General features: G+C 58.1%; 12 protein-coding genes and 1 pseudogene. 3 read left to right on the plus strand and 10 right to left on the minus strand.

Annotated features, from left to right (window positions below; translation table 11 throughout):
* Positions 1–23: 23 nt before the first annotated feature.
* The 10 genes and pseudogenes from hisD to AB3175_RS02335 all read right to left on the minus strand — a co-directional run bounded on the left by hisD (position 24) and on the right by AB3175_RS02335 (position 11,373).
* Positions 24–1,324, minus strand: a pseudogene (hisD, locus tag AB3175_RS02290) (histidinol dehydrogenase).
* A complete protein-coding gene (gene murA, locus AB3175_RS02295) occupies positions 1,321–2,577 on the minus strand; it encodes a UDP-N-acetylglucosamine 1-carboxyvinyltransferase (RefSeq protein WP_367359315.1) in 1,257 nt (418 codons plus the stop codon). The pseudogene hisD and the gene murA overlap by 4 nt, the downstream one beginning before the upstream one ends.
* Positions 2,570–3,436 (minus strand): peptide chain release factor N(5)-glutamine methyltransferase, encoded by an 867-nt coding sequence (gene prmC, locus AB3175_RS02300; RefSeq protein ID WP_367359316.1) that lies wholly within the window; start codon positions 3,434–3,436, stop codon positions 2,570–2,572. The genes murA and prmC overlap by 8 nt, the downstream gene beginning before the upstream one ends.
* 33 nt (positions 3,437–3,469) lie before the next feature.
* Entirely contained in the window at positions 3,470–4,540 is a 1,071-nt protein-coding gene (gene prfA, locus AB3175_RS02305) for a peptide chain release factor 1 (protein ID WP_367359317.1), read from the minus strand.
* 351 nt (positions 4,541–4,891) lie between these two features.
* The gene (gene rpmE / locus AB3175_RS02310; protein WP_367359318.1) at positions 4,892–5,107 is read right to left on the minus strand and encodes a 50S ribosomal protein L31; all 216 of its coding nucleotides are present in this window, start codon (positions 5,105–5,107) and stop codon (positions 4,892–4,894) included.
* A 136-nt stretch (positions 5,108–5,243) separates the two neighbouring features.
* Positions 5,244–6,491, minus strand: coding sequence for a transcription termination factor Rho (gene rho, locus AB3175_RS02315; RefSeq protein ID WP_367359319.1), 1,248 nt, complete (start codon positions 6,489–6,491; stop codon positions 5,244–5,246).
* A gap of 271 nt (positions 6,492–6,762) precedes the next feature.
* Entirely contained in the window at positions 6,763–7,584 is an 822-nt protein-coding gene (gene pgeF / locus AB3175_RS02320) for a peptidoglycan editing factor PgeF (protein WP_367359320.1), read from the minus strand.
* 89 nt (positions 7,585–7,673) lie between these two features.
* Positions 7,674–8,654 (minus strand): RluA family pseudouridine synthase, encoded by a 981-nt coding sequence (locus tag AB3175_RS02325; protein WP_367359321.1) that lies wholly within the window; start codon positions 8,652–8,654, stop codon positions 7,674–7,676.
* Positions 8,655–8,666: 12 nt separating this feature from the next.
* Entirely contained in the window at positions 8,667–10,085 is a 1,419-nt protein-coding gene (selA, locus tag AB3175_RS02330; RefSeq protein ID WP_367359322.1) for an L-seryl-tRNA(Sec) selenium transferase, read from the minus strand.
* Complete coding sequence (locus AB3175_RS02335; RefSeq protein ID WP_367359323.1) at positions 10,078–11,373, minus strand: coproporphyrinogen III oxidase family protein; 1,296 nt, start codon at positions 11,371–11,373, stop codon at positions 10,078–10,080. The genes selA and AB3175_RS02335 overlap by 8 nt, the downstream gene beginning before the upstream one ends.
* A 182-nt stretch (positions 11,374–11,555) precedes the next feature.
* On the opposite strand from AB3175_RS02335, the gene def reads away from it, so the two are divergent.
* Genes def through AB3175_RS02350 form a run of 3 tightly spaced genes read left to right on the plus strand, consistent with a single transcriptional unit; the run spans position 11,556 to position 14,299 of the window.
* Positions 11,556–12,128, plus strand: coding sequence for a peptide deformylase (gene def / locus AB3175_RS02340; protein WP_367359324.1), 573 nt, complete (start codon positions 11,556–11,558; stop codon positions 12,126–12,128).
* Between the two features lie 33 nt (positions 12,129–12,161).
* A complete protein-coding gene (locus tag AB3175_RS02345) occupies positions 12,162–13,220 on the plus strand; it encodes an MBL fold metallo-hydrolase (RefSeq protein WP_367359325.1) in 1,059 nt (352 codons plus the stop codon).
* Positions 13,217–14,299 carry a tetraprenyl-beta-curcumene synthase family protein gene (locus AB3175_RS02350; RefSeq protein WP_367359326.1) on the plus strand — a complete coding sequence of 361 codons (1,083 nt, stop codon included), beginning with the start codon at positions 13,217–13,219 and terminating at the stop codon, positions 14,297–14,299. The genes AB3175_RS02345 and AB3175_RS02350 overlap by 4 nt, the downstream gene beginning before the upstream one ends.
* Positions 14,300–14,470 lie beyond the last annotated feature (171 nt).

Below are 14,470 nucleotides of genomic sequence, written 5' to 3' on the forward strand. Positions count from 1 at the left end.
TCTTATTCAAGAGGATGCTTTTGTCAAGGATTTTTTCCCGCCAGTCTCAATGAAATTGACTTCCCATGGGCGTCAAGGCCCTCCAGATGGGCAAAGCGGGCCGCCTGAGGGCCGTATTCCTCAAGCACTTCCCGGCTCAGGGAAAGGACACTGATCCGCTTCACGAAATCATAGACCCCAGGGCCGAGGAAAAACGGGCGGTTCCACCGGTGGGGAGGACGTGGTTGGGCCCCGCGATATAGTCGCCCACCGCCTCGGGCGTATAGGAACCAAGAAAAACCGCTCCGGCATGCCGAATGCCCTCCAGGAGATTCCAGGGGTCCTTCACCATCAGTTCCAGGTGTTCCGGAGCGAAGCGATTGGCCACGGCCACGGCCTCATCGAGATTCTCCGTGACCAGGATGGCTCCGAAGGCCTCAAGGGACCGCTGGGCGATCGCCCTTCGCGGAAGGTTCTCCAATTGCCGTTCCAACTCCGCAGAGACCGCCCGGGCCAGGACGTCATCCGGCGTCAGCAGAACGGCACTGGCCATTTCGTCGTGCTCCGCCTGGGAAAGGAGATCCGCCGCGACCAGGGAAGGCTGCGCCGAGCTGTCCGCAATGACGAGGATTTCGCTTGGACCGGCGATCATGTCAATGGAGACCTGACCGAATACCATTTTTTTTGCGGCGGCCACATAGGCGTTTCCCGGACCGACAATCTTGTCCACCCGGGGAATTGCTTCCGTACCGTAGGCCAGGGCGGCCACAGCCTGCGCCCCTCCGATTTTGAAGATGCGACGGATGCCGCAGAGTTTCGCCGCCGCCGCGATCAACGGGGAAATCTTTCCGTCCCTTGAAGGGTTGACCAGAAAAAGTTCCTCAACCCCGGCAAGCCTGGCCGGAATAGCCGCCATGAGCACCGTAGACGGGTAGGAAGCCGATCCCCCCGGCGCGTAAATCCCAACCCGCTCCAGGGGAATGATCCGCTGGCCGAGGGTGCTGCCGGGCTTCTCGGATACGGTCCAGCTTTCGGCAATCTGGTGACGATGAAAGGCTTCGATCCTCTGCGCGGCCTGCTGCAGTATGGCCAGATCCGGGCCTTCCACCCGGGCGGCCGCCTCTTCCAGTTCACCCTCGGAAACGGCCACGGTCTGCGCCGTCAGGATGTGCCCGTCGAAGCGCCGCGTGTAATCGAAAAGGGCTTCGTCCCCCCTGCGGGCCACATCTTCGACGATCCCCTTGACCACCTTCCAGAGCTCTTCATCGAAGACCCGGCCCCGCCCGGTAATCCGGCGGTAAAGGGCTTCAAAATCCGAATCCGTCGTTTTCACAATGTTCATCATGCCCCCGATACTCTGCGGATGTCGGCGCCCAGGGCTGAAAATTTCTTTTCAATGTCCTGATAGCCCCGGTCAAGGTGATAGACCCGCGACAGTTCCGTTGTCCCCCGGGCTGCCAGACCGGCCAGGATGAGGGAGGCCGACGCCCGGAGATCCGTCGCCATGACGGGAGCGCCCTTCAGGGCGTTCACCCCCTTGACGATCGCGCTGTTGCCCTGAATATGAATGTCGGCGCCCATGCGCATCAGCTCGCCCACATGCATGAAACGATTTTCAAACACCGTTTCCGTGATGACGCTGAGCCCCTCGGCCACGGCCATCATGGACATCATCTGGGCCTGGAGATCCGTCGGGAATCCTGGATGGGGAAGGGTCTTGATATCCACGCTCCGGACTCTTCCGTTTCCTGCCGCCCGCAGCCCGCCGTTCATTGTCTCGATAATCATGCCGGCATCCCTGAGCTTTTCGATCAGGGCGCAAAGATGGTTCGGCTGACAGCCCAACACCCGGATCTCACCCCCGGTAATGCCCGCCGCGATCATGTAGGTGCCCGCTTCGATCCGGTCGGGAATGACTTCGGCCTCGACAGGGTGGAGACGCTCCACTCCCTCGACCCGGATTTCGTCCGTCCCGGCACCCGCAATCCTGGCGCCCATTCCAATGAGCACCTCGGCCAGATTCACGATTTCCGGCTCCCGCGCCGCATTCTTCAACAGGGTAACCCCGTCGGCGAGTGTAGCGGCCATCATGATATTTTCCGTTCCTCCGACCGTCGGGCTGTCGAAGTAAATGGCCGTCCCCTTCAACCTTCTGGCCTTGGCTTCCACGTAGCCCTCCTTCAGAGCCACCTCCGCTCCCATATCCTGGAGGGCCTTTATATGGAGGTTGACGGGCCGGGCGCCGATGGCGCAGCCGCCGGGCAGGGATACGCGGGCGATTCCGAACCTGGCCACCAGGGGGCCCAGAACCAGGATGGACGCCCGCATCGTTTTCACGAGGTCGTAGGACGCTTCGATATTCGTAATTTCTCCGGCATTGATGCGCAGGGCTCCGGGTGTCCCCTCAATGACCGCGCCCAGACTCTCCAGAAGCTTTCTCGTGGTGCGGATGTCCATCAGGTCCGGTATGTTGGTAAAGGTGTTCCAGCCATCCGTCAGGAGGGAGGCGGCCATGATGGGAAGTGCGGCATTTTTGGCGCCGCTGATCCGGACCTCTCCCGCAAGGGGTTTCCCGCCGTCAATGATGATTTTATCCACGCTTGCTTCCTCTCTTTCGCGCCTTCGCAACCCGCCAGCGCCCCGCATAATCCTTCCGGAAGGCCACTTCCCGGTACAGGCCGGATCTCGATAACAAGTCCTCGACCAGCTGCTGCTGGCCGTCGCCGATTTCCAGCAGGAGCCATCCCCCCGGTTTGAGGTAACGGGGAGCCTGCGGGATGATGTCCGAATAAAAATCCATTCCCTCCCTCCCGGCCAGCAGAGCCTGCCGGGGTTCAAAGTCCCTGATTTCCCTTGACAGCCGGGAAAAGTCCTCCACAGCGATATAGGGGGGATTGGAAACGATCACATCAAAGTCGCCCTGCACCGGAGAAAAGAGATCCCCCTGGAGAAACTGGATCCGGCTGTTCCCCAGATTCCGGGCGGCATTTGCGGCAGCAACCGCCAGGGCCCCCGGGGAAATATCCGTTGCCGTAATCCGGGCATCGGGCCGTTCAGAGGCCAGGGAAACGGCAATCGCCCCGCTTCCCGTTCCCAGTTCGAGAATGCCGGGACAAGGGGCTCTGTTCAGAGCCGGCACATTCAGGACTTCCTCCACCAGGATCTCCGTATCCGGGCGCGGGATCAGAACCCGGGCGTCCACGGCAAATTCCAGGGACCAGAATTCCTTATGCCCCACCAGATAGGCCACCGGTTCACCCTGCTGCCGCCTTGCCACCCAGGTGCGGAACCCCTCTGTCTCCGGATCGCTCATATCCCGGTCGGAATGGACAAAAAGCCAGGTCCGGTCTTTGCCAAGGAAAGAGGCCAGAAGGACTTCCGCATCCAGCCGCGGCGTCGGCAGCCCTGAAGAAAGGAACGCCTCCGCCGCGCTTTCAATCTGCTGTGCAATCTTCATCTCTGTCACAGAAAAGGGAACGTTCGGCGGCGATCAATTCGTCGATTGCTTAAGGGACTCTGCCTGGTAATGGGCCGTCAAGGCATCGACAAACTCCTGGATCTCTCCCCCCAGGATATTTTCCAGGCTGTAAAGGGTCAATCCGACGCGGTGATCCGTAACCCGGCCCTGGGGAAAGTTGTAGGTCCGGATTCTTTCGCTCCGGTCTCCGCTTCCCACCTGGCTTTTCCTGGCCTCCGATATCTCCTCATTCTGCTTTTTGACCATGATGTCGAGAAGCCGGGCCCGCAGGACCTTCATTCCCTTGGCCTTGTTCTTGAGCTGCGATTTTTCGTCCTGGCAGCTGACGACCAGCCCCGTGGGGAGATGGGTAATCCGCACGGCAGAATCCGTGGTATTGACGCTCTGCCCTCCGTGGCCGCTTGAATGGAAGACATCGATGCGCAGATCATTGGGGTCAATGGTGACCTCGACCTCGTCAGCCTCCGGCATAATCGCCACGGTCACAGCCGAGGTATGAATCCTTCCCTGGGCCTCCGTTATGGGAACACGCTGAACCCGGTGGACCCCGCTTTCATATTTCAACTGGCTGAACGCTCCCTGGCCGGCAATCGAGGCGATGATTTCCTTGAATCCGCCGACGCCGCCGGACGGGGTGCTGCTGACCACCTCCACCTTCCAGCACCGCGTTTCCGCATAACGGGCATACATGCGGAAAAGATCCCCCACAAACAAGCCCGCTTCATCGCCTCCCGTTCCCGCTCGGATTTCCAGAAACACGTTCCGGTCATCATTGGGATCCTTGGGTAGAAGGAGGATTTTCAGCCTTTCCTCCAGTTCAGCCAACTGATTCCGGAGTTCCGGCAATTCTTCCCGGACGATTTCCTTCAGCTCCTCGTCATCCCCCCGCAGCAGCTGCTGCCCTTCTTCAATGCGTTCGCTGGTCTTCTCATAGTCGCGGTAAGCATCCACAAGGTCGCGGAGATCGGCGTGCTCCTTGGCATATTTCTGATAGAGATTCTGCCGGGTCACAACGGTCGGGTCGCTTAAAAGCTTTTCCAGTTCCTGGTAGCGCGATTCCACTTCTTTCAGTTTGCTGAACATGATTTCCGTTTCTATCTGTGCATCAGGCGGCGATCTTCGGAACGGGCCAAAAACATCCGCACGAAGAACCCACCCTTGCAGGTTTTTCTAGAAAAATCCCAGAAGAATTCTCGAAGAGGTATTTTCTGTCCAAGGAGGGAAAATGGTTCGGCGCTTCGGCTCGTTCCCGGTTTTGCCCGGAAGGCGAGAAAACCGCCGCGCCGTTTTACTCCGATTCAGGATCGGGACCGCATCCGAACCGGCAACCGGCCGGCCCTTCGGCACCTCCGGCAGAAGAAATACGCCGCCTCTGCATCGTCGCCTTGATCTCACCGTGATCCGGAATTGAAGTTTTCGAGGGAAAAAACGCCGTTACGCCTTTTTGTCGTTAAGCCCGGCATATTTCTGGTTAAAACGCTCCACCCGGCCGGCCGTGTCAATGATCTTCTGCTTCCCCGTGATAAAGGGATGACACTGGGAACAGATTTCCACCTTGATGTCCTGTTTCGTTGACCGGGTTTCAATCACATTTCCGCAGACGCAGGTAATGGTTGTCGTTTTATATTCAGGATGAATTCCTTCTTTCATGATCCTCTGCATACCTCCCTGATGTTTTGATGCCGCCTTGTGCTCCTCGACCGGCGGGAACCGGCATCTGTTCCGACGCTGAATTTTTGAGGGATTATAATCATCCGGCTCATAAATTCAAGGATTTTTATTCCCGTTACGAATTCATGGAATCCAGGAACGCCTGATTGGTCTCCGTCTTTCTCATCTTGTCGATGATGAATTCCATGGCATCCACCGGGTTCATCTCCTGGAGAAGCCTGCGGAGAATCCAGATCCTGTTGAGGTTCTGCTTTGCCGTCAGAAGCTCCTCCTTCCTGGTTCCGGAACGGATCAGATCAAAGGCCGGGAAGACGCGCCGATCCGCAATCCGGCGATCCAGATGCAGCTCCATGTTGCCCGTCCCCTTGAACTCCTCGAAGATCACCTCATCCATACGGCTTCCCGTGTCGATCAAGGCCGTGGAGATGATGGTCAGGCTGCCTCCGTTTTCGATATTCCGGGCGGCGCCGAAAAACCGCTTGGGTTTATGGAGCGCATTGGAATCCACCCCGCCGGAAAGCACCTTTCCGCTGGGAGGGACGACGGTGTTGTAGGCCCTGGCCAGCCGCGTGATGCTGTCCAGGAGGATGACGACGTCCCGCTTGTGCTCGACGAGCCGCTTCGCCTTCTCGATGACCATCTCCGCAACCTGGACATGGCGGGTCGCGGGTTCGTCAAAGGTGGAGGAGATCACCTCTCCGTTGACGCTTCTCTGCATGTCGGTTACTTCCTCGGGCCTCTCGTCGATGAGCAGCACCATGAGAATGACCTCTTTGTGATTGGCCGTGATGCTGTGGGCGATATCCTGGAGAAGAACCGTCTTTCCTGCCCGGGGAGGCGAAACAATCAGCCCGCGCTGGCCTTTGCCGATGGGCGTAAAGAGATCCATGACGCGTGTGGAATAATTCTCCGGGTCACCTTCCAGATTGAGTTTTTCCTGGGGATAGACGGGGGTGAGATTATCGAAAAGGATTTTATCGCGGGCGAATTCCGAGCCCTCATAGTTGATGGTGTCGACCTTGAGCAGAGCGAAATACTTTTCACCCTCCTTCGGCGGCCTGACCTCCCCGGAGATTGTGTCCCCGGTCCGCAGATTGAACCGCCGGATCTGTGAAGGGGAAATGTAGATGTCATCGGGGCTGGGGAGGTAGTTGTAATCGACGGCCCGGAGAAAGCCGAAACCGTCGGGAAGGATTTCAAGCACGCCCGACCCTGAGATCATCCCGTTTTTTTCCGCCTGAGCCTGCAGGATTGCAAAGATGAGATCCTGCCTTCTCATTCCGCTGGCGCCGACCACGTTCAACTCCTTGGCAAGATGGGCCAGTTCACTGATCGGCTGTCTTTTGATTTCTTCAATATTCATATTCTTATCCTTACGAGTATCCCGGTGGAAATACCTATGCGGCGCATGGGGGCACAACTCCGACCCGGCAGCGCGCCTACACTCCATAAGTGAACCATTTCTTTACGGGAAAAGTGCAACTTTATTTGCAACGAGCGAAAAATGAGGAACGTGGATTAATGTAATAGATTGCTATTCTGAACTCAGGAATAATCCATGCGGAAGGGCTTGATATAATCCTTTCTCAGCGCCGTGCAATAATATAATCTCCCGGTGATGTCAAGAAATATTTTTATATTCCGTGTGTTTCAACTTTATTGAGCATAATAAAATTGACATGCCGCCCGGTGTGACCCCGCTCCCTCCGGTGAGAAAAGAACAGATCCGGGTTGCAGCAGGTGCAGTGGCCGGAAAGCGCGACATGGTTTCCCTGGAGGCCTTTTTCGAGAAGCTGGTGAAAATTGGCCTGGGGCAAGTCCAGGTTCCAGCGTTCGAAATGGGACCTGGACCGGAAAAACCGTTCCGACCCGGAATGATGATTCATCGCCCGGTAGACCCGGCCATCGACTTCATAACAGCAAGGTCCGATGGAAGGGCCGATAGCCGCCAGGATATCCGCCGGACGGCATTGAAATTCCCTGACCATGACGTCAACGACCCTGGCAGCGATTTTCAATGCGGTTCCTCCCCATCCTGCATGAATCGCGCCAACGACTTGCCGACAGGGATCCAGAAGAAAAACCGGGACACAATCGGCGGTTTTGATGCAGAGGGCCACACCGGGAAGGTCCGTCACACAGGCATCACAGGCGGGCTCGTCCCTGTCGGGCGCCGAAGAGAGGTCTTCCCTGACCACAAGGACCTCGTCTCCGTGAACCTGGTCCAGCACCAGGAAGGAGCGGAGCGGGATGCCGAAGGAGCGGCTGAGAATGTTCCAGTTTTCTTCAACCCGCACCGGGTCGTCCCCCTGTGCGGCAGTCACGTTCAAAGAGGCAAAAGGTCCCTCACTGACCCCGCCCCGGCGGGTGCAGAAGGCATGGGTTAGAAATTTGAAGTCCTGTAAATTCGGAGCCTGAAGAAAGGCAACCGAATTTCGCTGAGCTATGGGGAACACGTCTTCTCCTTGAATTTTCCCTGATGGTGATACGTAGAACGCCCCGCTGCCTCTGTCCGGAGGGATTGAAACCTGAAAAAAAGAGCATTCTAAAGGCGGGCAAGGCAATGTTCCCGCAGAAAGCGGCAGAGTTCCGCCATGTCCCCAGGGAGGGGAGCCTCGAATTCCATCTGTTCACCCCCTACAGGGTGAACAAACGAAAGGCGCGCTGCATGAAGGGCCTGCCGGTTCATTCCCTTCAGGCGGGACCGGACGACCGGGTCCGTGATGGCGGAAATCCGCTTCGTACTCCCATAAACCGGATCGCCGACCACCGGGTGTCCTGTCGCCGCCAGGTGCACCCGGATCTGGTGGGTTCTCCCGGTTTCAATAGCCACTTTCAGGAGTGCCGCCACGCCGAACCGCTCGGTTATTTCCCAGGAAGTGACGGCTCTTTTCCCCCGCCGACTTTTTGTCGACATTTTTTTCCGTTCCACGGGGTGCCGCCCAACCGGCAGATCGATCGTCCCCTGATTCTCTCCGGGGTTCCCATAAACGAGGGCGACATAGGTCTTTTGGACCTGGCGGTTCTTGAATTGAGACGCAAGCCCCGAATGGGCCGCATCGGTTTTGGCAACCACCAGCACACCGGAGGTGTCCCTGTCCAGACGATGCACGATTCCCGGACGCAGAACTCCTCCGATTCCCGGCAAATCCCGGCAGTGGTGGAGAAGGGCATGCACCAGGGTTCCTTCCGCATGCCCCGCCGCCGGATGAACCACCAGTCCGGCCGGTTTGTCCAGCACCAGCAGGTCATGATCTTCGTAGAGGATGGAGAGAGGGATGTCCTCGGGGAGCAGCTCCAGGGGTTCTGCCTGAGGTTCCTCAAGCGTCACTTCATCGCCGGCACGGAGTTTCCGGCTTGCCCGGACCGCCTTTGCTCCGCAGACCGCAACCCGTCCGTCATCAATGAGCCGCTTGAGCCGCGCCCGGGAAAGGTCAGGCCGCTGCCTGACCAGGAACACGTCCAGTCGCAGACCGCTGTCCGCCCCGTTGACCGTATACGTCCGGAAGATGGCTCCCTCGTCCATGCCTGTGACAGGTCAGGTGTTCTCGGCAAGAAAAAGAAATCCGTTTCGGATCAGCGCCAGTTCATCCTCGGCAACCGTGCGCAGATCCAGCAGGAGTTCATTTTCGGCCACCCGGACAATAATCGGCAGGTCAAGCCGGCGCAGGCGCTCTTCCAGACGCCCGGCAGAGCAACCGGCCATCCGCACCCCCACCATCATGGTCGGGATTTCCATTCCAGGCAAGGCCCCTCCCCCGACCATCGACGCCCCCGGCCTTAACGCCAGGGAAAAAGAGTCCGGCAAAGCCCGCTTCAAGAGCCGCTTCAATTTGCCGGCCCGGCGCGTCACATCGTCCAGGGATTCGGTCAGGGCTTTGAGAATCCGCAGCCGGTTCACAGCCTCCCGTGGATTCAGGTAAACCCTCAGGGTCGCTTCCAGCGCGGCCAGGGTCAGCTTGTCGATCCGCAGGGCCCGGTTCAGGGGATTCCTCTGAATGGCAGCGAGAAGATCCCGTCGGCCCAGGATGATCCCGGCCTGCGGCCCCCCCAGCATCTTGTCGCCGCTGAACGTCAGGACATCCACACCCGTGGCGGCTACCGCCCGGACGACGGGCTCGGCGGGCAGGCCATGTTCCGACAGGTCGATAAAGCATCCGCTGCCCACATCGTACATGACCGGAAGGGCATGCTTTTTCCCCAGCGCCACCAGTTCCTCCAGCGAAGCCTCTTCCGTAAAGCCCGTCATCTTGAAATTACTGGAATGCACCTTGAGGATCAGTCCCGTCTCCGGGGTAATGGCCCGCTCGTAATCCGCCAGGCGGGTCCGGTTGGTCGTTCCCACTTCCCTCAGCCGGGCGCCGCTTTTTTCCATGATTTCCGGAATGCGGAATTCTCCGCCGATCTCCACAAGCTCCCCCCTGGAAACAATGACCTCCCGGCCCTCCGCCAGGGCATTGAGGGCCAGCAGCACGGCGGCGGCATTGTTGTTGACCACCAGGGCGTCCTCAACCCCCGCAAGAAGACAGAGCAGCTCCCGGACGGCATCATAGCGCTTTCCCCGTTCGCCTCTGGCCAGGTCATACTCCAGATTGGAGTATCCTTCAGCCACGGCCAGCAGCCGTTCTCTCGCCTCCGGGCACAGCGGCGCCCTTCCCAGGTTGGTGTGCAGAATAACCCCCGTGGCGTTGATGACGCGCTTCAGCCGTGGGGCGTGCAGGGCCTCAATGCGCTTTTCCACGAGGTCGGCGATTTCCTCGGCCATGGGAAGGCGGATTTTCTCCGCCGAACCCTTCTGCCGGAGAATCGAACGGCGCAGATTCTCCACAGACTCCCGGCATGCGGCCCGGACGATTTCACGGGGAGTTTGGCGCCCTGTGCCCCGCCCTTCCAGGATCAGCATAATGTCGTTGATGTTCGGAAGTCCCCGCAGCAATGTCTGGATCTGTTCATTCATGGACCTGCTCCTGAATTCTGGAGAGAGGAAGGGGACGATCCGTTGCGGGGGTGTCCGCCCGGCAGAAGTCGCGGAAATTATTCACCGCCGTAAAGAATTCCCTCATGATGACCACCCAGAGATAGCAGCCCCGCCGGGTCAGCTGCCAGTCCGGCGCCGAGTACCTCAAAGCGCCGACGAGCAGGAAAAGGATCAAATCCAGCCAAAGCCAGGGAGACAGGCGGCCGCCGTATTTTGCCGTCAACTCAGAGTGGTTCAACCGTGTCGAAAAGAGCTTCATGACGAAATCATACCGCATCCGCTCCTCAAGGGTAAATGTCCGCGCAGCCATCAGAGGCAGCTCATCCTCGCCCAGACGCTTGCAGTATTCGGCCAGATCAAAGGTGTTGGCGTAGCAGACGCCGTCCAGGTAGCCGATGGAGCCGCTCCCCAGACCCGCGTATTCATCATAATCCACGATATACTCGTCGATCATGGTCCCCTTGCGGGAAAAGCACCAGGCTGAAGAAAAGCGGTACTCCCCGCCGAGCCTCTCCCGTATCCGCTCGTAGAAGGCTTTTTCCCTCTCCATGCTCACCCGCCCCAGTGTCCGGGTGACCACTTTCCTTGTGGAATCCGAAACCATGAGCGGGTACCAGGTAACCTGGTCCACTCCCAGGTCCAGGAGAATATCCAGGTCCCGTTCCAGCATGGCCATATCCTGTGAGGGGAAGTTGAAGATCATATCGGCATTGAGGGTGTCAAAACGCCCCTGCGCCAGTTGAAGCCTTTCCATGATCTCGGCGCCGCTGCCGTATTTGTCATAGCGGTCCATGGCCTTCAGCAGCCCATCATTGAAACTCTGGACGCCCACGGAAAGGCGGTTGATTCCCATCCGGCTCAGCCGGTCGAGGCGCTCGGGGGTCAGATGGTTCGGATTGGTTTCCACCGACACTTCCCGGATGGAAAAACACCGGCGGACCAGCTCCAGGGTTTCCTCCAACTCATCCGGCAGGATCGTGGGCGTCCCGCCGCCGACATAGACGCCGCCAAAGCGGTAGCCCTTCTCCTTGTAAAGGCGGATTTCGCTGCGCAGAGCGGAGAAATATTCCCGGCAGCGCCCCTCTTCGAAGACAAAGCGGTTGAAGGAGCAATAGGGACAGAGGCGTTCGCAAAAGGGGACATGAAGATACAGGAGGCGGGGCTCGCCCGACGACACGGCGGGCAGGAAAGGCTTCCGGCCCTCCTGGAAGCGCATAACCCGCGAAAAGTTCCGCCGGGCCATATAACCGACAATGGATGGGATCACGTTTATTTTCCGGTTTGCTGACGTTTCTTTTGGAGGGGAGAAAAACACCCCTCTTCCGCAAGAGGCAAAACGCTAACAGATCGAAAAAAGATTATCAAGAATATTGTCGCCATGACAATCCTTGAAATGGTTGTCGTGAAATGTTATATGAAATCCTTCGAGAACATTATTCGAGGCAGTCCATGAAACCGCAGAATCACAAAGTGCTGACCCTCTGGGACGACATCTCCCTCACCGATGAGGAGACGCGCATCCTGCGCACACCATCCTCAGACGTTCCTCTCCCCCTGACCCCTGAAGCCAGGGAGCAGATTTCAACCCTGGTTGAAGCCTTTCTCGAGCTCGAAGGCGCCCTGGGGCTGGCGGCACCGCAGATTGGAATCAACAGAAAGATCGTCATATTCCGCAACAAGGGATTTGATGAAGAGCACTGGTCCAGGAAGGAAAGGGACTATGACCTGCTCATAAACCCCCGCATTACACAGACGCGGGGGGAACCCGTCAGGGGGGCGGAGGGTTGCCTCTCCTGCCCGGAAGTCCAGGTCGAGGTCTACCGCTTCCCGGAAATCAAGGTGCGGGCCTACGACATCAAGGGCAACCGGATCAGCAAACGGTACGAGGATTTTCTCGCCCGCATCGCCCAGCACGAGATCGATCACCTCGACGGACGATTGATTGTGGATTATGAAGGCCCGATCTACTTCCCCAAAGAAAAGAAAAGCTTCTTTGAACGGATTTTTGCAAAAATCACCTGATGCCCCGGCATCCCATCACGAAAGCCTGCGCCCGTGTATTCCGCCATGCTGGTCAACGATCCGTTCGGGGATCCCGCCGTCCTGATCAAATGCAAATACCGCCAGAAGTCCGTGCTCTTCGATCTCGGGGATCTTCACGGCCTGGCCCCCCGGGAAATTCTCAAAGTCGGGCATATTTTCGTGTCTCACACGCATGTGGACCATTTCATCGGATTCGATACAATCCTGAGAATCTGCCTGGGAAGAAACCAGCGGATTCATCTCTTCGGCCCCCCCGGCTTCCTCTGCCAGGTTGAAAGCAAGCTGCAGGGCTACACGTGGAACCTCGTGGAAAATTACTCCAACAACTTCGAACTTCTGGCTACGGAAATCTCTCCCCTCAGCCGGCGATCCCGCCTCTATCGCTGCAGAACCGCTTTCCGCCCCGAGCCGGTCACGGAAGAAGACCTCCCCGAATCCGCCCCCCTCACGGAAGAGACGTTTTTTACCGTCCGCTGCACGTTGCTTGATCATCTCATTCCCTGCCTGGCTTTCCGATTCGAAGAAAAAAGCCGGCTGAACATCCTGAAAAACGGCCTCGAGGGCCTTGGCCTCCCCACCGGCCCATGGCTGATGGATCTCAAGGAAGCGATCCTGCAGGGCAGACCCGACGATTACCCCATCGGGATCTGGAGCAAATCCGGGGACAGGCCGACGGATCGGCGGACCTTTCCCCTGGGGTTCCTGAAGGAAAAAGCGGTCCGGATATCCCGGGGACAGCGGATCTGCTACGTGACGGACGCCGTCTTCAGTTCCGAAAATGTGGGCCGCATTCTCGCCCTGGCCGATTCCGCCGATCACCTGTTCATCGAAGCGACCTTCCTCCATGAAGATCTTGAAAAGGCGACGGGGAAGTATCATCTGACCGCCCGTCAGGCGGGCTTTCTGGCGCGGCGGGCGGCGGCCAAACGCCTTTCCCTTTTTCATTATTCACCCAAGTACAAGGGAAGAGGCGAGGCATTGCGGCTTGAAGCCATGCAGGCTTTCGACGGCCCGGGTTCCGAGCCGGTCCACCCGGTTCCGCACTCCCAGTCTAGAGGAGCAGGCTTTTGAAGGTTCCAGCCCGTCTCACCACCTTGACCACAAAAATTTTTCTGCAGGTCCGACCCCGTGTCCATCATTACCTGGATGGCTGGCGGCGGTTCGCCGAGGCCATCCCGGATACCGAACTGCGCCGGCAGGCCCTCATGAGCATCACGACCAAGGCGTTTCACTGTGAGGGCGGCTCCATCTATGCCCTGTTGGCCGGTCCTCACTTTGACGAAACCCTCCGGTTCATCATTGCCTACCAGACCATCAGCGACTACCTGGACAACCTCTGCGACCGCAGTACGTCACTCGATCCCGAAGACTTCCGCATGCTTCACCGGTCCATGCTGCACGCGCTGACTCCCGCGTCTTCCCTGGACGATTACTATGCCCTGCACCGGGAGCAAAACGATGGGGGATACCTGGCCGCCCTCGTTACAACCTGCCAGGAGGTATTGGGAAATCTTTCCGCATACCCCCTCATTGCCCCGTTTCTGCACAGCCTCGCGGGCCATTACCGGGAGCTGCAGGTACATAAGCATGTCCGGAAGGATCAGCGGGTCCGGCGGCTGAATCAAATGTTTCTGAACCACCCGGAATATCAGACTCAAATGACCTGGTACGAGTTTTCCGCCTGCACGGGATCGACTCTGGGAATCTTCTGCCTCACCGCTTCCGCCTTTCAGCGGAATTTTGACCGGGATCGTGCCGAACGCATCGCCAGTGCCTATTTTCCCTGGGTTCAGGGGCTGCACATTCTTCTGGACTATCTGGTCGATCAGGAGGAAGACCGCCATGGCGGAGATTTGAATTTCTGCTCCTTTTACCCGGACGCGAAGGAAATGGAACGGCGCCTGAAGCATTTCTGTATCCGCGCGGATGAAAGCGTATCGGATCTTCCGGACGCCCCCTTTCACCGGCTGATTAACCGCGGCCTTCTTGGAATCTATCTTGCGGACCCAAAGGCACGTCGGCAGAAGGAGGTCCGGGAAATCGGTCGAAGCCTGATCGGACAGGGAGGGGCTGCGGCGGTTTTCTTTTTTACCCATTGCCTGATCTACCGCTGGATTTCTGAAAGGAGGCACCGCCAGGAACGTCCCTGATTCGTTATTCCCCAGGAAGTGGAGAAAAATTCATCAATTTCCGGACCATTTCCCGATCCGCCCTCCTGAAGCTTCTCTCGATTCCCCATACAAATTAAACCCTTAACAATTATTTTGTTTGTCTCTTGAACATGGCACATACGATGCAGCATGGCGAACAAACTTGATGGA

This window comes from Syntrophus sp. (in: bacteria) (assembly GCF_040768185.1).
Classification (GTDB): domain Bacteria; phylum Desulfobacterota; class Syntrophia; order Syntrophales; family Syntrophaceae; genus Syntrophus; species Syntrophus buswellii.

Excerpts from the sequence above, each read along its gene's own strand:
- prmC (WP_367359316.1), bottom strand. The coding sequence starts at position 3,436 with ATGAAGATTGCACAGCAGATTGAAAGCGCGGCGGAGGCGTTCCTTTCT.
- prfA (WP_367359317.1), bottom strand. The coding sequence starts at position 4,540 with ATGTTCAGCAAACTGAAAGAAGTGGAATCGCGCTACCAGGAACTGGAA.
- rpmE (WP_367359318.1), bottom strand. The coding sequence starts at position 5,107 with ATGAAAGAAGGAATTCATCCTGAATATAAAACGACAACCATTACCTGC.
- rho (WP_367359319.1), bottom strand. The coding sequence starts at position 6,491 with ATGAATATTGAAGAAATCAAAAGACAGCCGATCAGTGAACTGGCCCAT.
- AB3175_RS02325 (WP_367359321.1), bottom strand. The coding sequence starts at position 8,654 with ATGGACGAGGGAGCCATCTTCCGGACGTATACGGTCAACGGGGCGGAC.
- selA (WP_367359322.1), bottom strand. The coding sequence starts at position 10,085 with ATGAATGAACAGATCCAGACATTGCTGCGGGGACTTCCGAACATCAAC.
- def (WP_367359324.1), top strand. The coding sequence starts at position 11,556 with ATGAAACCGCAGAATCACAAAGTGCTGACCCTCTGGGACGACATCTCC.